This window comes from Yinghuangia sp. YIM S10712 (assembly GCF_051388935.1).
GTDB lineage: Bacteria > Actinomycetota > Actinomycetes > Streptomycetales > Streptomycetaceae > Yinghuangia.
In genome coordinates, this window is sequence record NZ_JBPKBI010000001.1 from 574,191 (window position 1) to 600,600 (window position 26,410).

Below are 26,410 nucleotides of genomic sequence, written 5' to 3' on the forward strand. Positions count from 1 at the left end.
GTCAGTCCTTCGTGCGGCCCTCGCCGCCGCCGTCCGGGTCGTCGCCTCGGATCTCGTCCTCGCGGCGTTTGAGGTCCTCTTCCCACTGTTTGAGCAGGTCCTCGTGCTCCTGGTTGTGCTTGCCCAGCGAGGCCAGGAATTCGGGGTTGTCGTCGGGGGCGATGTGGACGGTGCGCGGGCGGCCGAAGCCGAAGCCGGCGGACTTCTCGCGGCGGGGGCGGCCGGCGATGAACCAGCCGATCGGGCCCAGGAATAGGGGCCAGAAGAGCAGGAGGATGAAGACCCAGGCGAGCTTGGGCAGGCCGCGGACTTCGTTCTCGTCGGTGGTCAGGCAGTCGATGAACGCGTAGACCCCGACGCCGAACATCAGCAGGAACGGCAGGATCCGCAGCATGTGACTCGACTCCCGGTTGGTGCGGTGGCGTCCTCTCAGCGTAATGCGTCGTTCCGGTGGCCGAGGCCGCGCGAGATGCGGCCTCGGGCCGGGTCCTCAGAGCCCCGCGACCTTGCCTGACGCTGACAGCTCGTAGACGAGGGTGACCGCGCGGCGCTCGCCGGGGGCCAGGGTGAGGTCGTAGCGCACGATTCCCTCGGCATCGACCGACGCGGGGGGCGGGGAGCACGCGTCCGTCTTCAGTGCGACCTCGACTGCCGAGACCTCCGAGACCGGGATGCGTTCGCGCAGCACCACCGCGACGGGCTCGCCGTCGCCGGACAGGTGCGAGACGAACACGCGTACGGTCCGTGTCGTGGTCGTACGGCCCGTCACCGCCTTGGTCGTCTTCTCCTCCGACGTGTGCCGCACGATCCGGAACGTGTCCTCACTGCCGAACGACAGTCGCAGCTCCTCGCCCTGACCGGTGAACTTCAACTGCCCCCGGCCCACGAAGCCGCTCGCCCGGACCAGGTCGACCGGCCCCGCCAGCAGCACGTGCCCGGCCTCGTTGGGGGCGTGCGCGACCCTCGTGACCAGCGGAGACAGTTCCGGGGTGGCGGCCAGTTCGGTCCGGGAGCCGGCCGTGAACGATGTCAGGTGCACGCGGTGCGCGCGGCCGTCGGACGGCACCGTGGCCGGTGTGGGCGCGGCGAGCACGCGCACCTCGCCGCCGTCGTCCACGCCGGGCAGATCCGCTGCGGAGGACGCGACCGTGCCGACCTTGGAGATCTCCTCCTCGCGCAGGTCCACCTCGACCGTGCGCTTTTCCTCGTCGCTCTTGTCGCGCAGCCGCAGCTCGTCCTCGACCAGCGACGGCGGCCGGGCGGCGAGTGTGGGCCGTGCGGTCGACAGCGACAGCCGCACGTCCGTCCAGTCCTCGCCCGTGCGCTGCCACACGACCGCGTCCGATTCCAGCGTGAGCGCGGTCCCGTCGGCGGCCAGCGTCGCCCGGTACGCGGGCCGCCACAGCGCACACGGCACCAAGTGCGCGACGCGCAGCTCGACCGGTCCGGCGCGTTCCGCCTCGACCACGACCTCGACCACGGCACGCAACTCGGCGGGGTTCTCCTCGGTCGCACCGAGTGCCGCCTCGGCGTCGCGTCGCCGCGCCGCCACGCGGGACAGTTCCTCGTTGATCCGGAACAGCTCGTCGTGGCGCTGGTCCTCGGCGGCGTCGACCGCCGCCAGCCGACCCGCCCAGTCGACGGTGTCGAACCGGACCGCCGGCGCATCACCCTCGATGCCCGCGAACTCGCCCAGTGCGCGGTGTAGTTCATCGCGAGCCTGACGCACCACGTCGAGCGCCGACCGCGTCCGGCTCTGACGCATCAGCAAGTCGTCCTCGTCGCGCTTCAGGTCGTGGACGAGCGTGCGCAGCTTGGACGCGTCCTCGCCCGGCCGGGGCGGCGCCGGGACGGCCGCGCGCACCACGCGCGCGTCGACCACCGTCACCCCCACGTCGCCGACGCCGGACACGTCGATCGCCTCGGCGCGCAGCGACCGGTCGACCGCGAGCGGCGTGACCGGGCCGATCCGCAGCCGCCGCACCCCGGCGGCGACCTCCACGACACCGGACCGCTCCACCTGCGCGCGGTCTTCGAGGCAGGTCACGGCGGTGATCGGCAGGCTCAGCAGGTCCTCGGTGGCAGCGCGTTCCTGATCAATCGTCAACTCGGCCACGGCCTCATGCCCTCCGGTTCCCGCCGACGACGGCCTTGCCGCCGGGGATGCGGATCTCGTAACGCCCGACCAGTGTGCGCGTCGAGTTCGCGGGCAGCTTCAGCCGCCACACGCGCGCGCCGCGCACGACGCGGCCGTCGCGCGGCTCCTCGTCGATCTCCCACGCGGGTTCGGCCTTGTGCTCGTCGATCCTGACGTCCTTCTCGTCGCTGACCGGCACGCGTTCGCGCACCTCGACGGCGATCTCGCGGCCGAGATGGTTCACGACGTCGATCTCCACGCGGTGGTCGAGCACGGTGGTCTGGCCGCGCAGGCCCGCCGTCGATTCGCGCATGTGGGTGCGCCGCGCGACCTGCACGCTCTCCACGACACCGACCCCGACGCGCTGCCGTTGGCCGGGCGCGAGCGTCGGCAACGGCACGGTCATCAGGAATTCGCCGCCCACGGTGACGTCGGCGGGCCCGGCGAGCAGCGCGTACGAAGACGCGTTGGTGACGTGCACGGTGCCGAACACCGCCTCGTCGACGCTCGGCACGCACACGAACTCCGGTTGCAGGCCCACCTCGACCGAACACACGGGCACTGTGTGCCAGCCGCCGTCCGACTCCACGTCGGCGGGCGCGGCGACGTCGAAGCGGTAGTCGTACGAGCCCGCGGAATCGCGCACCGCCGCCGCGTGGGCCGGCAACGGCAGGTCGGCAACCTCCGCGGCGCGGCGCCGGTGGACTTCGGCGGACGGATTCTCGCCGCCACCGAGACGCAACCGGCCGCGCGCGTAACCCTGGTCCGGCCCGTCCAGGACGAGGTTGGCGTAGTCGAGCAACAGGTCGCCGGGAGAAGGTTGTTCGGGCTCAGGTGCCGATTCGGCCGCCGGGGCGGGGGCGGGGGCGGCTTGGGCGGGCGGTGTCATGCCGTACGCGGGCGTGGCATCGCTGCTCCGCGCGCCGGGGCGCGACCTGCTCCGCGCCATGCGCGGTGCGGGGGCGGCAGCGGCCGCCGGAGGGGGCATCGCCGCTCCGGGCGCGATGGGCATCGGCGGCGGCGACGGCACGGGCGGGGGTGGTCCTCCGCCGCCTCGGTACTGCTCCTCGCCCATCCAGTCCATCTGCGGGGCCGCCGCCTCCGAGAGCCGGTAGTCGAAGCCCCCGGCCAAGGTGGGGGCCGGCGTCGCGGCGACCGCGGCGCGCATCCGCCGCCGCTCGTCGCGCTTCGCCACCCCGGCGTCGTAGTCCGCGAACAACTCGGCCAGTCCCGAGGGTGGTTCGCGCCATCCCGACGCCGCAGGCGCGGCTTGGCGGCGGCCGATCCGCAGCGAACGGAGCTCCGGCAGGTCGGTACGCCGGTCCAGGTCGGCGGTCGACAGCCCCAGGCGCACGCCCGTCCAGTCCTCGCCGGTGCGCTGCGCGACAGCCGCGCGCATCACGAGCGTGCCGCCGGTCATCGCGTGGTCGAGCCGCAGTTGGTACTGCGGCACCCACCGTGCGCCGGCGACCTGGTACTCCAGATCGAGCACCACCTCGACCGGTTCCTCGGCCGCGGCCCCCGTCATGTCGAGCGTGAGGACCGCCGCGCCCGTCATCGGGTTCTCCTCCAGCGGCACCGAACCCGACGCCTCGCCCAGGCGGTTGCGCGCCACCTCCGCGTCGTGGACGGCCTGCCGCAGTTCGTCGTCGAGCGCGCGGCGCCGGTCGTGCAGCACCGCGAGGCGGTCGACGACGAAGTCGGCCAGCGCGAGGACCGGTTCGACGGCGGCCGGGCGCGGATACGGGTCGTCGCGGCGCGGTTTGGCGGGCACCGCCCGCAGCCGTGCGGTCTCGTCGATCTGTTCGGTCAGGCGCTGGTGCCGGGCCCGCAGCCGCGTCACGAGCTCGTCGGCGTCGCGCACGGCGCGCAGCAGGCGCGGCAGATCATCGGGTTCGACAATGGCCGCCTCAAGGTGCGGGCGCACGTCGGCGACCCGCAGCCCCTCCGGTCCCTCCGCGACCGTGCCGCGCAGCGACCGCTGGGTCGCGGACAGCGGCACGCCCCCGAAGCGCACCCGCAGTTCGCCGCGGTGGCCGGCGGGGAGGGTGAAACTCGCCCGCCGCGTGCACACCGCGCCTCGCGCGTACACGACGACGGAGCGGAGCACGGACTCCAACGTCCGTGCCGCGCCGCCGGGTTCGACCGCGACAGTCATGTGCATCCTCCCCGGGTGACGAGAGCGGTGGCCGCGTGGCTTTCGAGCGACAGGCACCGCAGCCACTCAAGGTAGAGGAGCCGCGGCGCCGCCGCGCGAGGTTTCGGCGCCGCTTGTGGACAACGGCACCCGCCTGTGGACAACCGGCGGCGGCAACACCGGGCCGCGCGTTTCGCCGCATGCCTGTGGCCGATACTGGTCGGCATGGCATACCGGACCCTGCGCGCTTTCCTCAAGGCCTTGGAGAAGGACGGCGACCTGCGGCGCGTCCGCGCCGAGGTGGACCCGTACCTGGAGGTCGGCGAGATCACCGACCGCGTCAACAAGGCCGGCGGGCCCGCTTTGCTGTTCGAGAACGTGCGCGGGTCCTCGATGCCGTTGGCGATGAACGTGTTCGGCACCGACCGCCGCATGCTCAAGGCGCTGGGGCTCACGTCGTACGCCGAGATCGGCGACAAGATCGGCGGCCTTCTCAAGCCCGAGCTGCCGCAGGGGTTCTCCGGGATCCGCGAGGCGTTCGGCAAGCTCGGGTCGGTCGCGCACATCCCGCCGAAGAACGTCTCGAACGCGCCCTGCCAGGAGGTCGTTCTCAAGGGTGACGAGGTGGACCTCGATATGATCCCCGCGCTGCACACGTGGCCGGACGACGGCGGCGCGTTCTTCAACCTCGGGCTGACGCACACCAAAGACCCCGACACCGGCGTCCGCAATCTGGGGCTGTACCGGCTGCAACGGCACGACAAGCGCACGATCGGCATGCACTGGCAAATCCACAAGGACTCGCGCAACCACTACCAGGTGGCCGCGCGGCGCGGTGAGCGCCTGCCGGTGGCGATCGCGTTCGGCTGCCCGCCGGCCGTGACGTACGCCGCGACCGCGCCGCTGCCGGGCGACATCGACGAGTACTTGTTCGCTGGATTCGTGCAGGGCAAGCGCGTCGAGATGGTCGACTGCCAAACCGTGCCGCTCCAGGTGCCCGCCGAGTGCGAGGTCGTCCTCGAAGGCTGGTTGGAGCCCGGTGTGATGCGCGACGAGGGCCCGTTCGGCGACCACACCGGCTTCTACACGCCGGTCGAGCCTTTCCCGGCGCTGACGATCGACTGCGTGACGATGCGCAAGGACGCGCTGCTCCAGTCGATCGTCGTCGGGCGGCCCCCGACCGAGGACGGGCCACTCGGCAAGGCGACCGAGCGCTTCTTCCTGCCGCTGCTGCGGATCATCATCCCGGACATCGTCGACTACAACCTGCCCGAGGCGGGCGGCTTCCACAACTGCGCGATCGTCTCGATCGACAAGAAGTACCCCAAGCACGCGCAGAAGGTGATGCACGCCATCTGGGGTGCGCACATGATGTCGCTGACCAAGTTGATCGTGGTGGTCGACGCAGACTGCGATGTGCACGATTACCAAGAGGTCGCGTGGCGGGCGTTCGGCAACGTCGACTACGCGCGCGACCTGACCGTGGTGGAAGGTCCGGTCGACCACCTGGACCACGCCTCGTACCAGCAGTTCTGGGGCGGCAAGGCCGGCATCGACGCGACGCGCAAGCTGCCCGAGGAGGGCTACACCCGCGACGGGGGCTGGCCGGAGATGGTCGCGTCCGACCCCGCGACGGCGGCACGCGTCACGCAGCGTTGGAAGGAATACGGACTTTGAGCTCAGCCGCGTTTCCCGCGCCCGGGGACTCCACCGACAGCAGGGTCCGGGCCTTCCTGCGCCTGGTGATGATCGAACACTCGGTGTTCGCCCTGCCGTTCGCCTACATCGCCGCGTTCACCGCGATGTTCGGGGTCGACGGGCACCTGCACTACCGGGAGCTGCTCCTGGTGACCGTCGCGATGGTCGGCCTGCGCACGTTCGCGATGGCCTGCAACCGCATCATCGACCGCGAGATAGACGCACGGAATCCTCGGACGGCGACGCGCGAACTCGTCACCGGCAAGATCTCGGTGCGCACGGCGTGGACCGGCGCCCTCGTCGCGCTCGTCTTCTACCTGGCCGCGGCGGCCCTGCTGAACCCGTTGTGCTTCGCCCTCGCGCCGCTGGCCGTCGTGCCGATGGTGGTCTATCCGTACGGCAAGCGCTTCACCGACGTCCCGCACGCCATCCTCGGCTTCGCGCAGGCGATCGGACCGATCGGCGCGTGGCTCGCGGTGACCGGCGAATGGTCGTGGGAGGCCGTCGTGCTGGGTCTCGCGGTCGGCACGTGGATCGGCGGCTTCGACCTGATCTTCGGCTGTCAGGACGTCGCCGCCGACCGCGCCCACGGTGTCAAGAGCGTGCCGGCCCGCTGGGGCATCGCCAACGCGCTGTACGCCTCGCGCGTGACCCACGTGGTCACGACCGTGCTGTTCATCTGGTTCGGCGCGCTCACCGGCGCCGGGTTCTTCTGGTGGCTCGGTCTGCTGATCGTCGCGGCGGCGTTCGTGTACGAGCACTCGCTCGTCAAGCCGGACGACCTGTCCAAGCTCAACCGGGCGTTCTTCACCACGAACGGCTTCATCGGGATCGCGTTGTTCGTGTGCGCGCTGCTGGATCTGGTGGTCCGCGGCCTGCGGCCGTGAGCCCTTCCGGGGCACCGGTCAGGCGGTCGCGGTGTCGCCTTCGTCATCGTCGTACGGGGAGTCGCCGTACGGGTATTCGTCGTCCGACGAGCCGCCGCCGAAGAACTCGAACGCCTCGTCCATGTCCACGGTCTCGTCGTCCCCAGGGGCGGTGACGGTCTTGTCGCCGTCGACGCCGAAGTAGCGGGTGTCGAGCGAGACATCGACGTCGCCGTCGTTGTCCTCGTCGGAAGTGACGCGGACGGGCAGCGGTGTGCCGTGGGCGGGGAGGTACATGGTGTGGATCGACGTCGTGCCGTCATAGCGCGTGGTGGCGATGACCGGGATCACCTCGATGCCGTCGATCGTGGTCGGCTCGCCGAGGGTGAGCTCGGTGTCGTCCGAGTATTCGTCCTCGCCTGAATCCTCGTCGTACTCGTAGTCGTCCGAGTCGGACGAGTCCTCCGAGTCCCCGGCACCCGCCAGGTCCGTGAACGGCGCGTCGCTGAAGGCGCCGTTGAACATCGGGAAACCTTTGTCGTCCGGATCCGCTTCGGACTGGAGGAACTTGCCCTCCATCAGTTTCAGGAACTCGACCATTGAATCGTCGGGTTCGTCCTCTTCCCGGTCATAACCGGGTGCTTTGCGTGCGAGGTCGAACAGCACCGCGTAGGTGCCCTGTTCCAGATGCGTATACGTGGTGCCGCCGACCAGGAGCAGGCGGGCCGCGTGGTCCTGGAACCTGACCTGTGTCTCGCTGTCGCCGCTCTTGGTGATCACCGTCTCGCCCGAGACCGGCACGCCGTACGTCGTGCCCTTGAACTCGCTGCGGACCCCCCGGGCGTCGCGGTTGGCGTCGGAGGCGCGCTCGATCAACGCCTCGGCGGAGATGCCGGTGTTCGGCGCGCCGGTGTTGCCGACCGGCGAATCCGCGGCCGTTTTGGCATGGCCGGCCCAGCCCTCGCTTATGCCGCCGCACGCGGTCGCGAGGAACGCCAGAGGGATCAGGGGGACGAGGACCCGTGCGGGTCGGCGTCGCAGTGGCAAGGGGTTCCTCCGGAAAGCGGGCGGATGGGGCGGGTCACAGCAACCCGAGGTCTTTGAGCTCGTCCGACAACGGGCGCGCGCCGGGGGTGTCGGCGCCGCGCCGGCCGGCCGGGCTCTTCCCGCGCGGGTGTACGGGGTCGTCGCGGCGGCGCCGGAAGGCGTACGCCGCGGCCACGCCCCCGGCGAAGCCGAACAGGTGGCCCTGCCACGACACGTGGACGGAGACGGGCAGCACGCCCCACAGCATCGACCAGCCGTAAGTGGCGGTGATCACGAAGGCGGTCAGTATGTCGAGCAGTCTGCGGTCGACGAACCCCCGCACCAGCAGGTAGCCGAAGTAGCCGAAGACGAGAATGCTCGCCCCCGCGTGGTTCGAGTTGTCGGAGGCGGTGAGCCAGATGCCCAGGCCGCCGACCACGGTGATCACCAGGCTCACGCCGACGAACCGGGCGCGTCCGCGTGTGGCGGTCAAAAAGCACAGTGCGGGAAGCGCGATCGTGTTGCCGATGAGGTGCCCGAAGCCGAAGTGCAGGAACGGCGCGCTGAGGATGTCGGGCAGCTCGTCGGCGCGGCGCGGCGAAATGCCGTGTGTGAGCAGCGAGTCGTCGGTCACGACGTTGTAGACCTGCACGACCCAGAGGACGGCCATCAGTGCCACGGTGGTGCAGAAGGCGCCGATCAGCCCGCGAAACGGGGTGGCGGGTGCAAGCGGGGACACCGCGGCCTCCAGGGAATTGTGGGCCGCCCCCCGGCGGACCCGTGCGCAGTCAGTCCAGCGGTCGGGGAGCCGTGTGGTCAACAGGGAAAGCCCTCCGTGGCCGGGCCCGGCAGTATTCGTCCCGGTTCGCCGGGGCGCGCCGGGGCCGGGGCGGGGAACGTGCACGCGCGCACGCAAGAATGGCGCGCATGCACGCACAGCGCCGACCGTGGGTCATCGGGGTCTCGGGGGCGTCGGGGACGCCGTACGCGGCGGCGGTGATCCGGGGGCTGCTCGACGCCGGCGAAGACGTCGACCTGGTGGTGAGCCGGGCGGCGCGGCTGACCATTCTGGACGAGACGGGCATCTCCTTCCGCGACGCGCACTGGCGTACCGACCTCGCGGCGTGGCTCGGCACCACGGCCGACGCGGACGCGCTCACCCGGGTGGCCTACTGGGCCGCGGGTGATCTCGCGGCCGGACCGTCGAGCGGGTCGTACCCGGCCAAGGGCATGGTGGTGGTCCCGGCGAGTACGGCCGCGGTCGCCGGAATCGCCATCGGGCTCTCGAAGGACCTCGTGCAGCGGGCCGCCGATGTGACGCTCAAGGAGCGGCGCCCGCTGGTGGTCGTCCCGCGCGAGACGCCGCTGACCGGGACGACGCTGCGGCATCTGGTGCGCCTCGACGAGGCCGGCGCTGTGGTGCTCCCGGCGAGCCCGGCCTTCTACGCCGGCGCGCAGAGCGTCCAGCGGCTCGTCGACTTCGTGGCCGGGAAGGTTCTCGACGTGCTGGGCGTGCCGCACACGCTGTTCCGGCGCTGGGAGGGCGAACTGGGCGCGGCCCGGCACGCCGACGAGCGGGCACCCGCCGACACGCGGTGAGGCCGGCGCGCGTCCCCGGGCCTTGGGGCGTCTGGGGCTCGCGGGATTCCTGTCACCGGAGGGGCGCGCCGACCGCGGACCGGGAAGAGGCGTAGTCTCCCAGGGCCCGCGGCCTTTCCCGCCTTGGGTTCGCAGGGCGGAATGAATTTCCCCCATGGAGATGCAGGAAGCCGGAGGAGAGTGACATGGACGCGGTGGACCGCAAGCTCATCCAGGCGTTGCGGCTCAACGGCCGCGCCTCGTATGCGGAGCTGGGCCGCCTCGTCGGCCTCTCCGGGCCGAGCGTGACCGACCGCATCAACCGCCTCGAACACGCGGGCGTCATCACCGGATACCGCGCCACCGTCGACCCGGTCACCCTCGGGCTCGGGGTCACCGCGCTGATCGGCCTCCAACTGTCCGACGCCGCCGACCACGACGACGTCAGCCGCCGCCTGCGCGACGTGGAGGAGATCGAGGACTGCTGGTTCATCTCCGGCGACGACTCGTTCATGCTCAAGGTGCGCGTCCCGGACGTCACCGGGCTTGAGCAGGTGATTCGCCGGTTGTCGGGTACGCGCGGAGTCGCCCGCACCCGCACCACGGTCGTCCTGTCGACGAAATGGGAGTACCGCGCCGCCGATCTGCCCGATACGGCGGAGGCGTAGGCTCGTCGTCGGGCTTCGTCCGGCGCGTCGGCCGGGTGCGCCCGGTGGGGCGCGTCGGCGGCAGGCATAGGCAGCAGGGAGATAGAGCGATGGACTCCGGTCTGCGCAAGGAGATCGAGGACAAGGTCCGGGCCGGAGAGCGGCTGAGCCGCGAGGACGGCATCGCGCTCTACGCGAGCGACGACCTCGCCTGGCTGGGCGGTCTCGCCCACGAAGTGCGGACGCGCAAGAACGGCGACGTCGTCCACTTCAACGTCAACCGGCACCTGAACATGACCAACGTGTGCCAGGCGTCGTGCGCGTACTGCTCGTTCCAGCGCAAGCCGGGCGAGAAGGACGCGTACACGATGCGCATCGAGGACGCCGTGCGGCTCGCGAAGGAGATGGAGCCGGACGGCATCACCGAGCTGCACATCGTCAACGGCCTGCACCCGACCCTGCCGTGGCGCTACTACCCGCGCTCGCTGCGGGAGTTGAAGAAGGTGCTGCCGAACGTCTCGCTGAAGGCCTTCACGGCGACGGAGATCCAGCACTTCGAGACCATCTCGGGTTTGTCCGCGTCCGAAATCCTCGACGAACTGATCGACGCGGGACTGGAATCGCTCACCGGCGGCGGCGCGGAGATCTTCGACTGGGAGGTCCGGCAGCACATCGTCGACCACGCCACCCACTGGGAGGACTGGTCGCGGATCCACCGTCTCGCGCACGAGAAGGGCCTCAAGACGCCGGCGACGATGCTGTACGGCCACATCGAGGAGCCCCGGCACCGCGTCGACCACGTGCTGCGCCTGCGCGAACTCCAGGACGAGACCGGCGGGTTCCAGGTCTTCATCCCGCTGCGCTACCAGCACGACTTCCACGACAGCCGCGACGGCGTCGTACGCAACCGCCTCCAGGCCCGCACGACGATGGCCTCCGGCGCCGAGGCGCTGAAGGTCTTCGCAGTCTCGCGCCTGCTGTTCGACAACGTGCCGCACGTGAAGTGCTTCTGGGTGATGCACGGCCTCGCGACCGCGCAACTCGCCCTCAACCACGGTGCGGACGACCTCGACGGCTCGGTCGTCGAGTACAAGATCACCCACGACGCGGACGGCTTCGGCACGCCGAACAAAATGACGCGCGACGACCTTCTGGAGCTCATCCGCGACGCCGGCTTCCGGCCGGTGGAGCGCAATACGCGGTACGAGATCGTGCGCGAGTACGACGGCCCGCGCACCGACCGGCGCGACGTGCCCCAGCCGATGACGTTCTGACCGGTTTGTCGTCGGCGTCGCCCAGGCGGGCGGACCGTCACCGTCGGCACCGGCCCGCTTCCGCGGACCGCGGACCTCGCGTACCTGCGGACTCGCGGATGCCGGCGCGGCGGCGCGGGCACGACCGGCGGCCCCGTGCGGATGCCGGAAAGGGGAGTGCTGTACTGGATGCCGGGAATCTGCGGCGTCCGCCGCAGGGCCCGAGCAGTTTCCGCCGCCTGGCAGAAGGATCCACCGTGTCCACTCCGCAGCCCACACCCGAGCCCACCGCGCATGCGGATGTCTCCGCAGGCCCGCAGGAGGCGGCCCCCGCCGCAGCGACCCCCGACGAAGAGCTGGTTGTCACGCTGTCCAAGCCGTCCGCCGACACCGGAGCCCCGACAGCCGCGCGCACCCGGGGATCGCACGCCGCGCTGCGCTACACGCTCTGCCGCATCGGCCTCTTCGCGGCGGTCTCCGTCATCGTCTGGCTCGCCTGCTACGCCCTGAACATCACCGGCCGCGGCGCGGGGATCCTCGTCGTCGGCATCTCGCTCGCGATCTCCGGCGTGCTCAGCTACTTCCTGCTCAACGGGCAGCGGGACGCCATGTCGGCCGCCCTCGTGGAACGCGTCGAGCGTGCGAAGGCCCGTATCGACGAAGGCGCTTCGGCCGAGGACCACCTCATCGCCGACATCGCCCCGAGGCGCAGCCCGACCACCGACGTGTCCTGAACATGACAGTTCGTCAGTGATCGTTTTGTCGTTTCAACGGCGACAGGCATACACTCCTGCTCATGTCCGACACAGGCGACACGCGCACACCACACACGGCGGTGGATCTCCCGCTCGTGGCGCGCCTGCATGTCGACTTCGGCCGGTGCGCCACCGCGCTGTGTAGCGGCGTCGGCGTCCGCTGATCCGGTACGACGGCCGCGCACGCTTGCGCGTGCCCACGTTTTCACGTTTCCCGCGTACCGCCCGGCACGCCGCCTTCGACCGCTTCGCCGTGGGTTCCGGCCCGGTCCTGCCCGGCCCTGCACCTCGCTGACCTGCCTGTGACGCGCGTAGCGCGCACCGCAGCGCCGACGCGGACCTGAAGCGGTCGTCAACTTCGCCCTGTCCCCACGGTGCCCGGCGGTTCCCCCCGACCGGCCGCTTCAGGAGTGCCCTCTTGTCGGAAACTGCTGCCCCCCGCAAAAAATCCCAGCGCGACTCGACGGGACGATCACTGCCCAAAATCCCGTTCTGGGCCCAGACGTTCATCGGTCTCGCCGTCGGCATCGCGCTCGGCTTCATCGCCCGCAACGCGAACGTCGAATGGCTCGGCACCACGCTCGACGAAGTCGGGTCGATGTTCGTGCGGCTGCTCAAACTCGCCGTACCACCCCTGGTGTTCACCGCGATCCTGGTCTCCGTCGCCAACCTGCGCAACGTCAACAACGCCGCGGGCCTCGCGCTGCGCACGCTCGGGTGGTTCCTCGCCACCTCGCTCATCGCGGTCACCGTCGGCATCACCCTCGGCGTCCTCACCGACCCCGGCAAGGGCGTCGACCTGGAACCGGGCGAACTGCCCGAAGGCCTGTCCAACGGCGACTGGCTCGACTTCCTGACCGGCATCGTTCCGACCAACGTCGTCGAGGCCTTCGGACCGCAGCCGAAGGTGCTGCAAATTGTGTTCCTCGCGGTCGTCGTCGGCGCGGCCGTCCTGTCGGTCGGCAAGAAGGCCGAACCGCTCATCAACGCCGCCGAGATCGTCCTCGAAGTCGTGCAGAAGGCGCTGTGGTGGGTCATCCGCCTGTCCCCGATCGGCACCGCCGGCCTGATCGGCAACGCCGTCGCGACGTATGGCTGGGACTCCCTCAAACCACTCGGCACCTTCACCGTCGACGTCTACGTCGGCTGCGCGATCGTGCTGTTCGGCGTCTACCCGCTGCTGCTGGCCGCCGTCGCCCGCGTCAACCCGCTCCGGTTCTTCCAGGGCGCGTGGCCCGCGATCCAACTCGGATTCGTCTCCCGCTCGTCCGTCGGCACCATGCCGGTGACCCAGCGCTCCGTCGAACGCCTCGGCGTCCCCAAGGACTACGCGTCCTTCGCCGTCCCCTTCGGCGCGACCACCAAGATGGACGGCTGCGCCGCGATCTACCCGTCGCTCGCCGCGATCTTCGTCGCCCAGTACTTCGGCATCGACCTCGACCTCAAGGACTACCTCCTCATCGTCCTGGTCTCCGTCATCGGCTCCGCCGCCACCGCCGGCCTCACCGGCGCCATCGTGATGCTGACCCTGACCCTGGACACCGTCGGCCTCCCGCTCGCCGGCGTCGGCCTGCTCCTCGCCGTCGACCCCATCCTCGACATGATGAGGACCGCCACGAACGTCGCAGGTCAAGCGGTCATCCCGGTCATCGTCTCCGCCCGCGACAAGACGCTCGACCTGGACAAATACCACAACCCCCGGGACATCGACGCCCCGGACGACGACCCGTCCGGTCCCGCCGATGCCGCCAAGCCCGTGCCCGCCCAGCCGGACCGCCGGCAGCCGGTCTCGGCCTGACCGGCACGCGAAAACGGCCCCGGCCTCCTCCACGGCGCGAGGAGGCCGGGGCCGCTGCGTGTCCGGTTCACAGGTGGGTGGTCAACCCAACAGCTCCTCGACGAGGTCGGCTGCGCGGGCGGTGCCGCCCTCGTTTCGGGCATCGGTGCGGAGAGTTGCCGAACGCCGGGTGACTGCGGGGTCGGAGACGAGTTCGAGGAGGGCGGTGCGCAGTGTTTCCGCGGTGGCGTCCGCGGTGTCGATGCGGCGGGCCACGCCGAGTTCGACGAGTCGGTCGGCGTTCATGAACTGCTCGGCGCCCTGCGGTACGGCGATCATCGGGACGCCGGCCAGCAGGCCCTCACTGCAACCGCCCATGCCGGCGTGGGTCACGAAGGCGTCGGCCCGGTCCAGGATCGCCCGCTGCGGGACCCACGGGTGCACCTCGAAGTTGCCGGGGATGACGCCGAGTTCGCGCGGGTCGGTGTGCTTGCCGATCTGGAGGACCACATGCCAGGCGGGGAGGTCGCCGTACGCCGCCAGGCACTGCCGGTAGAACTCCGGCTGCCTCGTGTACGCCGATCCCAACGAGATCAGCAGGACGTTCTCGGCGCCGGCGGGACGCGTCCAGGTCCCCTCGGCCTCGGCGAGGTCGAAACAGGGGCCGACGAAGGTCACCGTGGAGGTGTCCACCCGGTCCGCGTTGGGCTGCATCGCGCGGGGGATCAGCGCCAGGGTGTGCGCGGGCCGGGCGGCGAAGACGTCCATGTCGGTGGTGGAGGCCCCGGTGTCCGCGAGCCAGCGGGTGAACCTCGCCCGGTATGCGTCCGCGCCCGGCAGCGCCCACAGGTGTGCCGCCACCTCCTGGTCGTAGCCCTCCCAGCCCACGAACGTCGGGGACAACTGCATCAGGGGGCGGCCCTGCGTCTCGGCGAGGACGCGCGCGGTGTAGGAGCCGATGTCGTACAGGTAGAGGTCCGCGGGGTCGCTGTCATACGCGGTGCGGAGCTGCGGGAGGGCCTGGACGGCGTCGCCGAGGAAGAGGCCCATCGCAGCGATCGGGTCGTCCGGCCAGTCGTTGTCGGCGACCGGCAACACCGAGGTGTACGGGACGAGTTCCGCACCGGCGGCGGCGATGAGGTCGGCCACCGCCGGATCGTTGGCGTAGGTCACCCGGTGTCCCCGGCGCACCAGCTCGCGGATGATTTCCAGGCTGGGCCGGACGTGGCTGACGGCGGGGATGCCGACCATGGCGATGTGGGCGCGGCGACGGGACATGGGAGAACGCTCGTTTCTGGTCGGCGGGAAGGGGTGGCCGTCAGCTGTTCCCGTCGGCGAACCGGACGCCCGTGCCCAGCGCGCAGAACTTGCCGATGATCAGCCGTTCCGGTCCGTAGTGGTACAGCACGTTGCGCGTTTCGAACGCGGTCGGGTCGTCCGGATCGTCGTAGTACGAGTACTCCCCGACCTCGATGAGCGGGGATTTCACCAACGGCTTGAGAAGCACCACCCGCGGTTGCCCGGGCATGGGGTGGAGCACGGTCGGGTCGGCGGGCACAGGCACAGTGGGTGGGTCCTCTTGTCGCGATTCGGTGTCCGCTCATGATCGCGGGGAAGCCGCAGGACGCGAAACCGATTATTCGGCGGCCGATTCACATGGCTTTGACGGGTTTTGCCGCCATCGCTGTTCGAGCCGTGTTCCGATGCAGCGCCGATGCGTTGTGCGTCGGCCCTGTCGCGATGCTGTGCGAGTGCTTAGCATGTGCGCATGAGACACGGGCTGTGTGTTCCCAACATCGGTGAGTTCGCGGATGCACGGGCGGTGGCCGGTTTGGCGCGGCGGGCCGAAGACGCGGGGTGGGACGGGTTCTTCGTGTGGGACCACGTCGTCTTCGCGTACGGGCCGGAGGCCGAAGTCGCCGATGCCTGGACGGTGTTGGCCGCCGTCGCACTCGCGACCGAGCGCATCCGCATCGGGCCGATGGTGACCGCTCCGGCGCGCCGGCGGCCGGGCACGTTGGCGCGGCAGACCACGACACTGGACCAAGTGTCCGGGGGACGCCTGGTGTTCGGCGCGGGACTCGGGTTCACGCTGGAGGCGGAGTACGGGACGTGGGCCGAGCCCGTCGAACCTCCGGCATTGGCACGGCGGTTGGACGAGACGCTGGAGGTGCTGGCCGGGCTGTGGTCCGGGGAACGCATCGATTTCCACGGCGAGTTCGTGACGGCAGCGGATGTGGTCTTCCGCCCGACGCCGGTGCAACGCCCGCGTCCGCCCGTGTGGATCGGCTGCAACTGGCCCGCGCGGCGTCCGCTGCGGCGGGCCGCGCGGTGGGACGGCGTCGCGCCGATGGTCGTCGACCCGCGGGACGGATCGTGGGCCGCGAGCCCGGCGGTCGTCGCCGAGATCGTCGAGGCGGTCGGTGAACACCGCGGCGGCGGGGACTCGTTCGACGTCGTGATCACCGGTCGTACGGAGCCCGGCGAGCCGGGTGCCGCCCACGAGGCGGTCGCGGCGATCGGGGCAGCCGGCGCGACCTGGTGGCTGGAGGGCTTCCGCCCGGCGCCCGGTGAGTACGACGCCGCTCTGCGACGCATAGAGGCCGGCCCGCCGCGCTGAGCCTTCGCTCGTACGCGGCGGGCCGGCCGTCGGTTGTTGTCAGGCCGTCGCGCGGCGGTTGCGCAGCAACGCGCCTGTGACGGCGGTGCCCGCGAGCATCACGATGCTGATGACGATGACGATCCACGCGTCCGTCACCAGCGTGTCGGTGAAGACGTCGTACACCGAGCCGGTGGCCTCGCTGCTCAGGTCGGAGCCCTTTGACGCCTCGTCCACCACCGGGGAGCGGGCGAGGTTGGTGATCACCAGCAGCAGGCCGCCCATGACGAGGGTGCCCATCGCGGTCAGTGCGAGCGCGCGGAGGCGGTGGACGGCGATGCCGACGCCGACGAGCAGCAGGGCGATCGCGAGGAACGGGAGCATCCATCCGGCGTCGTCGATGCCGCGCAGCGTGTCCTGCGCGGTGCCGGAGGCCGGGATGTCGGCCAGCGGGACGGGAATCTCGGCCGGGATGGCGTCGCGGTCGAATTCGACGCCGGCCTTGGTCAGTTCCGCGAAGAGCGGTTCCAGCGGTGTCCGGAATTTGATGGTCAGGTTGTCGCCGTTCGTGTCGACGAGCTCGGAGTCCTTGCCGAGCAGCGAGGAGACGACCACGTTGTGCGCCGCGGAGGCCCCTTCCTTCCACACCCGGCGGAACTCGTCGGTCTCCATGACACTGCCGACCGACGCGATGACCATTTCCTCGGTCGCCCGCGGCAGTTGGGCCCGTTCGATGACCTCGTTGGAGATGCGTTCCTTGATCTCGTCGCGGATGGCCGGCTTGTCGATCAGCGCGGTGGCGTTGTCGGCGAATCCGGATTCGGAGATCAGCTCTTCCTTGAGCCACGAGGCGCTGACCGCCGGCACGGTGAGGAGCACCGTGAGCAGCAGGCACAGGAAGGCCCCCACACCGCGCAGCGCGGAGTACGCGGGCTTCGGGTCCGGGCGGTCGGCGGGCCTGGACGAGCCGAACATCGGGGACGGCGGGTAGCTGTCGTCCGGGGGGAGCGGACCGGAGCCCGGGGGAGGGGGAGCCGGGGTGACGGCCGGGCCGCCGTACGGCCGGGCGGGCGCACCGAAGCCGCCGGGAGTCGGCGAATGCGGCGGGCCGGGGGGCGGCGGAGGCGGTACGGACCGGCCGTGGCCCGGAAAACCCGAGGGCGTGCCGCCATCGCCCGGGTGGGACGCGGGACCGGGGTGCATATGGTGCCTCCGTCGCTGATCCAGGTCATCCCGTGGGGGGATGTGTTGTCGTCGGAGGCGTGCATCCGCGTACCCCCAGGCAATGAGAATGCCAGTTCGCGACCGATTTCGGGCCGGACGGTCCCGTGTTGTGGCAGGGCGGTGACACTCCGCGGGTCGCCCCCCGGACGCCGCCGCTCCGCGTGCGGGCATAGCCTCGGACGGTGGACATCAAGGACAAGGCGCCCCGCGACCCGGGCGACGCCCCCGTGCACCGACCCGCCGCGACCGACCGCACCGACGCCGACCGCACTGACGCCGACCGCGTCGATTCCGCCCGAGCCGACACCGCGAGGGAACACCTCCGCAGGCCGCGCGTCGGGCACATCCAGTTCCTCAACTGCCTTCCGCTGTATTGGGCGATGGCCCGCAGCGGGTCGCTGCTCGACATGGAGCTGACGAAGGACACGCCCGACAACCTCAACGACGCGCTGGTCCGCGGCGACCTCGACGTGGGCCCGATCAGCCTGGTCGAATTCCTGCGCCACGCCGACGACCTCGTGGTGCTGCCCGACATCGCGGTGGGCAGCGACGGACCGGTGATGTCCGTGGTGATGGTCAGTCAGGTTCCGTTCGCCGAACTCGACGGCGCGTCGGTGGCGCTCGGATCCACGTCGCGCACCTCCGTACGCCTGGCCCAACTGCTGTTGGAGGAGCGGCAAGGCGTGCGCCCGCACTACTTCACGTGTCCGCCGGACCTCGCGCTGATGATGCAGGAGGCCGATGCCGGTGTGCTGATCGGCGACGCCGCGCTGCGGGCCTCACTGCACGACGCGCCGCGCCTGGGCCTGCACGTGCTGGATCTCGGGCAGGCGTGGAAGGAGTGGACGGGGCTGCCGTTCGTGTTCGCGGTGTGGGCGGCGCGGCGGGATTTCGCCGCCGCGCATCCGGAGCGTGTACGCGAGGTGCACCGGGCTTTCCTCGCATCGCGGGACCTGTCGATGGCAGAGGTGGACAAGGTCGCCGAACAGGCCGCGCGCTGGGAGGCGTTCGACGCGGCGACCCTCGAACGCTACTTCGCGACCGCGCTCGACTATTCGCTGGGCGAGCGGCAGCTGGAGGGGATCGCGGAGTTCACCCGGCGCACGGCGCACGACACCGGTTATTCGGAGAACGTGCGTGTCTCGCTACTCGACGTGTGAGGACCGTACCGAAGCGTGAGACCCCGGCCATAACCGCTTGTGCCCGGTGATCGATTTCGCCCAGTGTGGCAACCATGGGCAAGGTTTATGAAGAAGGCGTCGCCGGGCGGCTGAAGTCATTCATCCTCGATCAGCCGGTGTTCTTCGTCGCGACGGCTCCGCTCGCTGCCGACGGCCACGTCAACCTGTCGCCGAAAGGGCACGCGGGTTCCTTCGCGGTCCTCGACGCGTGGACGGTCGCGTACCTCGACTGGACCGGCAGCGGCGCGGAGACCCACGCCCACCTGCACGAGAACGGCCGCATCACGCTGATGTGGACGGCGTTCACCGGCCCGCCCAACATCGTGCGGCTGCACGGCCGCGGTGAGGCGGTGCGCCGCGACGACGCCCGCTGGCCGGAACTCGCAGCGCACTTCCCGAAGGACGCCGACGAATCCGGCGTCCGCGCGATCATCGTGGTCGACGTGACGCGCGTCTCGGACAGTTGCGGCTTCTCGGTGCCGTTCATGGACTACGTCGGCGAGCGGCCGGTCCTGCGGCAGTCGTGGGAGCGCCGCACGCGGGAGGACGTCGAGGCGTACATGGACAAGAAGAACCGCGCGAGCATCGACGGCCTTCCGGCGGTCCGCGAGCTCGCGGCGCCGGACGCGGCAGCCCGGGACACCGTGGCACGGGACGCCGGGCACGCCGGTTAGGCTCGTCGGTGGTTCCGAGTCACCTGTGGAGGCCCCCGTGAGTGCAGTAGCCGCCGCGCCGAAGGGCGTGCCGACCGACGACTTGCAGCCGATCCTGGACCGGGCGGCGGCGGGCGGGCGCATCACCCCCGAAGAGGCGGTCGAGCTGTACGTGCGCGCCCCTCTCCACGCGCTCGGACGGGCCGCCGACGCGGTGCGCCGCAGGAGGTACGCGGGGACCGAGCACATTGCGACGTACATCATCGAACGCAACATCAACTACACGAACGTGTGCGTCACCGCCTGCAAGTTCTGTGCGTTCTACGCCCCGCCGAAGAGCGACAAGGGCTGGTCGCGCGACCTCGACGACATCCTGCGCAGGTGCGCGGAAACCGTCGAACTCGGCGGCACACAGATCATGTTCCAGGGCGGCCACCACCCGGACTACGGCGTCGAGTACTACGAGCGCGCGTTCGCCGCGATCAAGGCGGAGTTCCCGCAACTGGTGATCCACTCGCTCGGCGCGTCCGAGGTGCAGCACATGGCCGGCGTGTCCGGCGTGTCGGTCGAGGAGGCGATCACCCGCATCAAGGCGGCCGGCCTCGACTCGTTCGCGGGTGCCGGCGCCGAGCTTCTGCCCGCGCGGCCCCGCAAGGTCATCGCGCCGCTCAAGGAGTCGGGCGAGCGCTGGCTGGAGATCATGGAGACCGCCCACGGGCTGGGCCTGGAGTCGACGGCGACCATGCTCATGGGCACCGGCGAGACCAACGCGGAACGCATCGAACACATGCGCATGATCCGCGACGTGCAGGACCGCACGGGCGGGTTCCGCGCGTTCATCCCGTACACCTACCAGCCCGAGAACAACCACCTGAAGGGCCGCACGCAGGCCACGCTGCTGGAGTACCTGCGCATCATCGCCGTCGGCCGGCTCTTCTTCGACAACGTCGCGCACCTGCAAGGCTCCTGGCTCACCGTCGGCAAGGAGGCCGGGCAACTGTCGCTGCACTACGGCGCGGACGACCTCGGCTCGGTGATGCTGGAGGAGAACGTCGTGTCGTCCGCGGGCGCCCGGCACCGCTCCAACCGCATGGAGCTCATCCACCTCATCCGCGCGGCGGGCCGCGTGCCGGCGCAGCGCGACACGACGTACAACCACCTTGTGGTGCACGACGATCCGGCGCTCGACCCGGTCGACGACCGCGTCGTGTCGCACCTTTCGTCGACCGCGCTCGACGCCGGTACGGCCCACCCGGCCCTCAAGATCGTCGAAGCCCGTTGACGGGTAGGCCGCCGACGGGCTGCCCGGCGACGGTTCGTCGGGGACGGGCCTGCCGGACACCGATCGAACCGCACACCTCCGTCCCGGAATCGGTCCCATGCCGCTGACCACGCACATCGCGCCCGTCGTCGTCACCATGACCGGCGGGCCGCCCATCCGGGACGGTGCGATAGCCGTCGACGGCGACCGCATCGCGGCCGTCGGACCGGCCGAGGAGGTCGCCGAACGCCACCCCGGGGCGCGCGTCCGCCGCTGGGACGGCATCCTGACTCCCGGGCTGGTCAACGCCCACACCCACCTCCAGTACACGGACTTCGCGCACTTGGCCTCGTCCGGGCTGCCGTTCCCCGAGTGGCTCGCCGCGATGAACCGCGAGCGCGCCGACTATACGGAGGCGCGTTGGCAGGAGAGCGCGCGGCGCGGCGTGCACCTGATGCTGAGGTCCGGGACGACGGCCGTCGCCGACGTCGTCACCGACCCGTGCGTGCTGACTCCGGTCGACCGTTCGGGGATCCGCGGCATCTCCTATCTTGAGGTCATCTCGGACACGCCGCGTTGGCGTCGTGAGCGCCGCGCGAAACTGCTCGCGGTCCTGGAGACCCCGCTGTCCCGCACCCTGGGCGTGTCGCCGCACACGCCCTACACCGTGGGTACGGCCGCTTTCGTCGACGCCGTGGCCATCGCCCGCGCACGGGGGCTCCGCATCCACCCGCACCTCGCCGAGTCCGCGCACGAGACCGAGTTCGTACGCGACGGCACGGGCCCCCTCGCGGAACTCAACCGCGTCGTCGGCTTCGCCCACGAACTCCTGGCCACCGGCAGCGGATCGACGCCGACCGCCTACCTCGACTCGATCGACGCGCTCGGCGCCGACGTGCACGTCGCGCACGGCGTCCACCTCGACGCCGCCGACCGCGCGGTACTGCGCAAGCGCGGTACGGCCGTCGCGCTGTGCGTGCGTTCCAACAAAATCCTCGACGCAGGCGAGCCACCCGTCGCGGACTACCTCGCCGAAGGCTCACCGATCGCCCTCGGCACCGACTCGCCGGCCTCGTCGCCGTCCCTGGACTTGTGGGAGGAAGCCGCGGCGGTCAGGGAACTTGCGCTGCGTCAGGGCTACACCGCGACGGATCTCGACGCGCGCCTGGTCGAAGCCGCCACGGTCGGGGGCGCCGCCGCCATGGGTTTGTCGGGCGCCGGCACGCTTGCGCAGGGGAACCGGGCCGACTTCGCGGTGTTCGCGGTTCCGGTCGACGGCGACCCGTACACGGCTTTGGTGACCGAGGGCGGAGGCCGCTGCATCGGCACCGTGCTGGGCGGCCGTATGGTGCACCGGCGCTAGTGCGGTGAACCTTCGTGGCCACCGCACCGGGGTCCGTCGTTTTCCCCGCCGGGCCGGGAGGGCCTGCCGAGTCGGCCTGCGAACCGGCCTTCACCTCAAGGGACTTGCAGCTGGGTCAGCCGCCCAGCGGCGGCGCCCACCGGATTCCCGTGGCCTCCTCCGACGCCGTCCAGAGCATCCGGTTCTTGACCACATCGCGGACCCACGGAGCGCGCGGCGCGTGGGCGATGGGGCCGAACATGCTGAAACGCGGCCCATAGAAGGCGCCGTTCTCCACATCCGGTGCCGTGGCCGCGTAGAGCTGCGGCAGGGCACCGGTGTCGGGTGACGCCGCAATGAGGCGGTTGGCGAGTGCCATGGCCCGCTCGGCGCGCGTGTTGCCGCTCATGCGCGGGCCCGCGCTTTGCAGGTTGGTGTCGACATACCCGGGGTGCGCCGCGACGCTCACCAGGTCGACGCCCGACTGCCGCGCGCGGCGGGCGAGTTCGGCGGCGAACATGAGGTTGGCCGACTTGCTCGCGCCGTACGCCCGCCACTTGCGGTAGCGGCCGTGCCGGAACCGGAGATCGGCCGGGTCCGGGCGTCCGAGATAGTGCGCGTCGCTGGCCACGGTCACCACACGGGCGCCGGGCCGGGTCAGCAGCAGCGGCGCCAGCAACGCCGAAAGCGCGAAGTGGCCGAGATGGTTCGTCCCCATCTGCATCTCGAACCCGTCGGCGGTCCGGCGCAGCGGCAGTGCCATGACCCCCGCGTTGTTGACGAGGATGTCCAGCCCGTCGAAGCGTTCGCCGACGGCGTCCGCGAAGTCGCGTACCGACGCCAGGTCGGCCAGGTCGAGCGGCAGCACGGCCACGTCGGAGAGATTGGGCGGCAGTGACGCCGCGACCCGGGTCCGTGCGGCTTCCCCTCGCTCCGCGTTGCGGCACGCCATCACCACGGTGGCGCCCTTGCGCGCGAGTTCGCGGGCGGTGACGAAGCCCAGACCGGAGTTCGCGCCGGTCACGACCGCCACCGTGCCGACGAGGTCGGGGATGTCGTCGGTCGTCTTCCACGAGCGTCTTTTCGTCGTGCCCATATGTGTCGCACCTCCCGCGGAAACGGACTCGGCCCCGGACCGTCTCCCCGGGTCCCGGACGCGACACTACGCGCGCGGTCGGCCTCGGCGCAGAGAGCGCGCCGCCCGGCCGTACCGTGCGTTCGGGCCGCGGGCTCGGACAGGCGAAGATGGACCATGTGACCCGAGCCTCCCTGGACAAGCAGCCGCGTGACGTCGCCGCGATGTTCGACGACGTCGCGGCGAAGTACGACCTGACCAACACCGTCCTGTCCCTCGGCCAGGACCGCCGATGGCGCAAAGCCGTCACGGCCGCGGTGGACCCGCGCCCGGGGGAGCGCATCCTCGACCTCGCAGCCGGCACCGGCACCAGCTCGCTGCCGTTCCGCGACGCGGGGGCCACGGTCGTACCGTGCGACTTCTCGCTCGGCATGCTGCGCGAGGGCAAGCGCCGCCACCCCGACCTCGACTTCACCGCCGGCGACGCCACGCGGCTGCCTTTCACGGACGGCGCGTTCGACGCCGTCACCATCTCCTTCGGCCTGCGCAACCTCAACGACCCGGGGGCCGGGCTCGCCGAGATGCTGCGCGTGACGCGGCCCGGAGGGCGCCTGGTGGTGTGCGAATTCAGCCATCCGACTTGGCCGCCGTTCCGGACCGTCTACGTCGAATACCTGATGCGCGCCCTGCCCTCGGTCGCCACAGCCGTCAGCAGCAACCCCGAGGCGTACGTCTATCTCGCCGAATCCATCCGCGCCTGGCCCGACCAGCCCGGCCTGGCCCGCCTGGTCCGCGAGGCCGGCTGGGACCGCGTCGCCTGGCGCGACCTGACCGGCGGCGTCGTGGCCCTGCACCGCGCCTTCAAACCGGCGTGATCCTGACCCGGGCCACGCAACACAAGCTCGGTACGGTGTCGCCATGTCTGTTCTTCTGTCGGTCAACGTCGGCAAGGCCGCCCCGATCGAACACTCCGACCAGCCCGCCACCGGGATCGACAAGCGCCCGGTCGAGGGGCCGGTACGCCTCTCCGCACCCGAACAGGGCAGCGGCGTCGCCGGCGACGACGTGTGCGACCTGCGCCACCACGGGGGCCCCGACCAGGCCGTCTACGCGTTCGCGTGGGAGGACCTGACGGCGTGGTCGGAGCGCATCGAACGCCGGGTCGAACCGGGCATTTTCGGTGAGAACCTGACCACGGTCGGCGTGGACGTCACCGGCGCGGTGATCGGCGAGCGCTGGAGGGTCGGCGGCGCGCTTCTGGAGGTGTCCACGCCGCGCATCCCGTGCCGCACGTTCGCCGACTTCCTCGGCGAGCGCGGATGGATCAGGCGGTTCACGCAGGAGGCACGGCCGGGGGCCTATCTGCGGGTCATCGAACCGGGCGAGGTGCGCGCCGGTGACACCGTGGAGATCGTGCACCGGCCGGGCCACGGCGTCGACATCGGCACGGTCTTCCGCGCGCTGACCACCGAACCCGAGTTGCTGCCGAAACTCCTCGACGTCGAGGAACTGGGCCGGGAGGCACGCGAGAAGGCACGCAAACGCACGAGCGGACAGGGCGAGCCGGTCTCGGAACGGCTGACCGACGCGGACTGACAGGGAAGACCGACGCGGACAGACGTGGCGTGGGGCCGTGCGGACACCGTGCACCGACCCGGCACGCGGTTTCCGCCGTCGGCCCGGCGGGATCCCCGACGCCGGGGGCGGTGCCGTGCCGGCGGGTGTGAGCGGCGTCGGTGCCCGAAGGACACGGCCTAGACTTGTGCGCGATCCGCAGCATCCCCGTACCTCCACACGGGCGCACCCCAGGAGAGCCGCGTTGACCGAGTCCTTGCCCGAGTCCGTGCCCGAGCCCGTGTCCGAGGAGACCGCCGTTTCCGGTGCCCTGCGGGCCGATTCCGCGCACGAGGCCGACGTCATCGTGGTCGGTGCCGGCCCGGCCGGATCGACGGCGGCGTACCACCTCGCCAAGGCCGGGCGCAGCGTGCTGCTGCTGGAGAAGACCGCGTTCCCGCGCGAAAAGGTGTGCGGTGACGGGCTGACGCCGCGCGCGGTCAAGCAATTGGTGTCGATGGGCGTCGACATCTCGCCCGAGGCGGGGTGGCTGCCGAACAAGGGCCTGCGGATCCTCGGCGGCGGGATGACCCTCACCCTCGACTGGCCCGACCTGGCGTCGTTCCCGAACTACGGCCTGGTCCGCAAGCGCACCGACTTCGACGAAATCCTCGCCCGCCAGGCGGCGTCGGCGGGCGCGAAGGTGCACGAGCGCACGAATGTGACCGGGCCGGTGCTGGACGAGCGCACGGGACGGATCGTCGGTGTCCGCGCGAAAGTCGGTGCGGGCAAGGAGGAGAAGATCTTCCGCGCCCCCGTCGTGGTCGCGGCGGACGGCAACTCGACGCGCCTGTCGCTCGCGATGGGCCTGCACCGCCGCGAGGACCGCCCGATGGGTGTGGCCGTGCGCACCTACTTCAAGTCCCCGCGCCACGACGACGACTACCTCGAATCGTGGCTCGAACTGTGGGACAAGCGGGACGGCAGGAACGACCTGCTCCCGGGCTACGGCTGGATTTTCGGCATGGGCGACGGCACGTCGAACGTCGGCCTCGGTCTGTTGAACACCTCGGACTCCTTCAAGGACATCGACTACCGCGACCTGCTGAAGGCCTGGGTCGCGGGCATGCCGGAGGAGTGGGGTTACACCGAGGAGAACCAGGAGGGCCCGATCCGGGGCGCGGCACTGCCGATGGGCTTCAACCGGCAGCCGCACTACACCAAGGGCCTGCTGCTCGTCGGCGACGCGGGCGGAATGGTCAACCCGTTCAACGGCGAAGGCATCGCCTACGCCATGGAGTCAGGCGAAATCGCCGCCCAGGTCATCGCCCAGGCCCTCGCCCGCAACACCGACGCGGGCCGCGAACGCGCCCTCCACGACTACCCGCGGATTCTGAAGCAGACGTACGGCGGGTACTACACGCTGGGCCGCCTCTTCGTGAAGCTCATCGGCGAGCCGAAGGTGATGAACTTCGCCACCAAGCACGGGCTGCCGCACCCGGTCGCGATGAAGTTCGTGCTGAAGATGCTCGCGAACCTGACCGACCCGCGCGGCGGGGACGCGTTCGACCGCATCATCAACGGCATGGCGAAGATCGCTCCGGCGGCATAGCCGTACACGCCGAACAGTCGGGGGGGGGGGGGGGG

At 70.8% G+C, this 26,410-nt stretch carries 24 protein-coding genes and 1 pseudogene; 16 read left to right on the forward strand and 9 right to left on the reverse strand.

Annotated elements, in window-relative coordinates:
• Position 1: 1 nt before the first annotated feature.
• The 3 genes from ACRX5W_RS02685 to ACRX5W_RS02695 form a co-directional block, all read right to left on the reverse strand.
• Positions 2–394, reverse strand: a complete 393-nt coding sequence (locus ACRX5W_RS02685; protein ID WP_436786241.1) for a PLD nuclease N-terminal domain-containing protein — start codon at positions 392–394, stop codon at positions 2–4.
• 96 nt (positions 395–490) lie between these two features.
• Positions 491–2,116, reverse strand: a complete 1,626-nt coding sequence (locus ACRX5W_RS02690; RefSeq protein ID WP_436786242.1) for a mucoidy inhibitor MuiA family protein — start codon at positions 2,114–2,116, stop codon at positions 491–493.
• 4 nt (positions 2,117–2,120) lie between these two features.
• Positions 2,121–4,295 (reverse strand): DUF4139 domain-containing protein, encoded by a 2,175-nt coding sequence (locus tag ACRX5W_RS02695; RefSeq protein WP_436786243.1) that lies wholly within the window; start codon positions 4,293–4,295, stop codon positions 2,121–2,123.
• 204 nt (positions 4,296–4,499) lie between these two features.
• Here ACRX5W_RS02695 and ACRX5W_RS02700 point away from each other — a divergent pair, with 204 nt between their 5' ends.
• Positions 4,500–5,951 (forward strand): menaquinone biosynthesis decarboxylase, encoded by a 1,452-nt coding sequence (locus tag ACRX5W_RS02700; RefSeq protein WP_436786244.1) that lies wholly within the window; start codon positions 4,500–4,502, stop codon positions 5,949–5,951.
• Complete coding sequence (gene mqnP, locus ACRX5W_RS02705; RefSeq protein ID WP_436786245.1) at positions 5,948–6,859, forward strand: menaquinone biosynthesis prenyltransferase MqnP; 912 nt, start codon at positions 5,948–5,950, stop codon at positions 6,857–6,859. The genes ACRX5W_RS02700 and mqnP overlap by 4 nt, the downstream gene beginning before the upstream one ends.
• Before the next feature lie 18 nt (positions 6,860–6,877).
• Here mqnP and ACRX5W_RS02710 read toward each other — a convergent pair whose 3' ends face one another.
• Together ACRX5W_RS02710 and ACRX5W_RS02715 are read right to left on the reverse strand one after the other, a co-directional pair.
• The gene (locus ACRX5W_RS02710; protein ID WP_436786246.1) at positions 6,878–7,885 is read right to left on the reverse strand and encodes a hypothetical protein; all 1,008 of its coding nucleotides are present in this window, start codon (positions 7,883–7,885) and stop codon (positions 6,878–6,880) included.
• A gap of 34 nt (positions 7,886–7,919) precedes the next feature.
• Positions 7,920–8,603, reverse strand: coding sequence for a rhomboid family intramembrane serine protease (locus tag ACRX5W_RS02715; protein WP_436786247.1), 684 nt, complete (start codon positions 8,601–8,603; stop codon positions 7,920–7,922).
• Positions 8,604–8,791: 188 nt separating this feature from the next.
• Here ACRX5W_RS02715 and ACRX5W_RS02720 point away from each other — a divergent pair, with 188 nt between their 5' ends.
• The 6 genes from ACRX5W_RS02720 (at position 8,792) to ACRX5W_RS02745 (ending at position 13,895) form a co-directional block, all read left to right on the forward strand.
• The gene (locus tag ACRX5W_RS02720) at positions 8,792–9,463 is read left to right on the forward strand and encodes a UbiX family flavin prenyltransferase (RefSeq protein WP_436786248.1); all 672 of its coding nucleotides are present in this window, start codon (positions 8,792–8,794) and stop codon (positions 9,461–9,463) included.
• A 185-nt stretch (positions 9,464–9,648) separates the two neighbouring features.
• On the forward strand, positions 9,649–10,110 hold the full coding sequence (locus ACRX5W_RS02725) for an Lrp/AsnC family transcriptional regulator (RefSeq protein ID WP_436786249.1): 462 nt from the start codon (positions 9,649–9,651) through the stop codon (positions 10,108–10,110).
• An 89-nt stretch (positions 10,111–10,199) separates the two neighbouring features.
• Positions 10,200–11,363 carry an aminofutalosine synthase MqnE gene (mqnE, locus tag ACRX5W_RS02730; RefSeq protein ID WP_436786250.1) on the forward strand — a complete coding sequence of 388 codons (1,164 nt, stop codon included), beginning with the start codon at positions 10,200–10,202 and terminating at the stop codon, positions 11,361–11,363.
• Between the two features lie 236 nt (positions 11,364–11,599).
• Entirely contained in the window at positions 11,600–12,076 is a 477-nt protein-coding gene (locus ACRX5W_RS02735; protein ID WP_436786251.1) for a DUF4229 domain-containing protein, read from the forward strand.
• A gap of 62 nt (positions 12,077–12,138) precedes the next feature.
• Complete coding sequence (locus ACRX5W_RS02740) at positions 12,139–12,261, forward strand: hypothetical protein (RefSeq protein ID WP_436786252.1); 123 nt, start codon at positions 12,139–12,141, stop codon at positions 12,259–12,261.
• A 254-nt stretch (positions 12,262–12,515) separates the two neighbouring features.
• Positions 12,516–13,895 carry a dicarboxylate/amino acid:cation symporter gene (locus ACRX5W_RS02745; RefSeq protein ID WP_436786253.1) on the forward strand — a complete coding sequence of 460 codons (1,380 nt, stop codon included), beginning with the start codon at positions 12,516–12,518 and terminating at the stop codon, positions 13,893–13,895.
• 81 nt (positions 13,896–13,976) lie between these two features.
• Here ACRX5W_RS02745 and ACRX5W_RS02750 read toward each other — a convergent pair whose 3' ends face one another.
• Positions 13,977–15,152, reverse strand: a complete 1,176-nt coding sequence (locus tag ACRX5W_RS02750) for a macrolide family glycosyltransferase (protein WP_436786254.1) — start codon at positions 15,150–15,152, stop codon at positions 13,977–13,979.
• A 58-nt stretch (positions 15,153–15,210) separates the two neighbouring features.
• A pseudogene (locus tag ACRX5W_RS02755) lies at positions 15,211–15,438 on the reverse strand (antibiotic acetyltransferase); the annotation flags it as partial.
• A gap of 204 nt (positions 15,439–15,642) precedes the next feature.
• Between ACRX5W_RS02755 and ACRX5W_RS02760 the strand changes: the two are divergent.
• Positions 15,643–16,494, forward strand: a complete 852-nt coding sequence (locus tag ACRX5W_RS02760; RefSeq protein WP_436786255.1) for an LLM class flavin-dependent oxidoreductase — start codon at positions 15,643–15,645, stop codon at positions 16,492–16,494.
• A 39-nt stretch (positions 16,495–16,533) separates the two neighbouring features.
• On the opposite strand, the gene ACRX5W_RS02765 is transcribed toward ACRX5W_RS02760, so the two are convergent.
• Positions 16,534–17,676, reverse strand: coding sequence for a hypothetical protein (locus ACRX5W_RS02765; RefSeq protein WP_436786256.1), 1,143 nt, complete (start codon positions 17,674–17,676; stop codon positions 16,534–16,536).
• 365 nt (positions 17,677–18,041) lie between these two features.
• Here ACRX5W_RS02765 and ACRX5W_RS02770 point away from each other — a divergent pair, with 365 nt between their 5' ends.
• From ACRX5W_RS02770 to ACRX5W_RS02785, 4 genes are all read left to right on the forward strand, one after another.
• Positions 18,042–18,857: a menaquinone biosynthetic enzyme MqnA/MqnD family protein gene (locus ACRX5W_RS02770; RefSeq protein WP_436786768.1), complete on the forward strand. Its 816-nt coding sequence runs from the start codon at positions 18,042–18,044 to the stop codon at positions 18,855–18,857.
• Between the two features lie 74 nt (positions 18,858–18,931).
• The gene (locus tag ACRX5W_RS02775; RefSeq protein WP_436786257.1) at positions 18,932–19,552 is read left to right on the forward strand and encodes a pyridoxamine 5'-phosphate oxidase family protein; all 621 of its coding nucleotides are present in this window, start codon (positions 18,932–18,934) and stop codon (positions 19,550–19,552) included.
• A 37-nt stretch (positions 19,553–19,589) separates the two neighbouring features.
• Entirely contained in the window at positions 19,590–20,813 is a 1,224-nt protein-coding gene (gene mqnC, locus ACRX5W_RS02780) for a cyclic dehypoxanthinyl futalosine synthase (RefSeq protein WP_436786258.1), read from the forward strand.
• Between the two features lie 97 nt (positions 20,814–20,910).
• Positions 20,911–22,155, forward strand: a complete 1,245-nt coding sequence (locus tag ACRX5W_RS02785; protein ID WP_436786259.1) for an amidohydrolase family protein — start codon at positions 20,911–20,913, stop codon at positions 22,153–22,155.
• Positions 22,156–22,270: 115 nt separating this feature from the next.
• Here ACRX5W_RS02785 and ACRX5W_RS02790 read toward each other — a convergent pair whose 3' ends face one another.
• On the reverse strand, positions 22,271–23,230 hold the full coding sequence (locus tag ACRX5W_RS02790) for an oxidoreductase (protein WP_436786260.1): 960 nt from the start codon (positions 23,228–23,230) through the stop codon (positions 22,271–22,273).
• A gap of 158 nt (positions 23,231–23,388) precedes the next feature.
• Between ACRX5W_RS02790 and ACRX5W_RS02795 the strand changes: the two genes are divergently transcribed.
• From ACRX5W_RS02795 to ACRX5W_RS02805, 3 genes are all read left to right on the forward strand, one after another.
• Positions 23,389–24,084 (forward strand): demethylmenaquinone methyltransferase, encoded by a 696-nt coding sequence (locus ACRX5W_RS02795; protein WP_436786261.1) that lies wholly within the window; start codon positions 23,389–23,391, stop codon positions 24,082–24,084.
• 43 nt (positions 24,085–24,127) lie between these two features.
• Complete coding sequence (locus ACRX5W_RS02800) at positions 24,128–24,805, forward strand: MOSC domain-containing protein (RefSeq protein ID WP_436786262.1); 678 nt, start codon at positions 24,128–24,130, stop codon at positions 24,803–24,805.
• A 289-nt stretch (positions 24,806–25,094) separates the two neighbouring features.
• The gene (locus ACRX5W_RS02805) at positions 25,095–26,375 is read left to right on the forward strand and encodes a geranylgeranyl reductase family protein (protein ID WP_436786769.1); all 1,281 of its coding nucleotides are present in this window, start codon (positions 25,095–25,097) and stop codon (positions 26,373–26,375) included.
• The last annotated feature ends 35 nt before the right edge of the window (positions 26,376–26,410 follow it).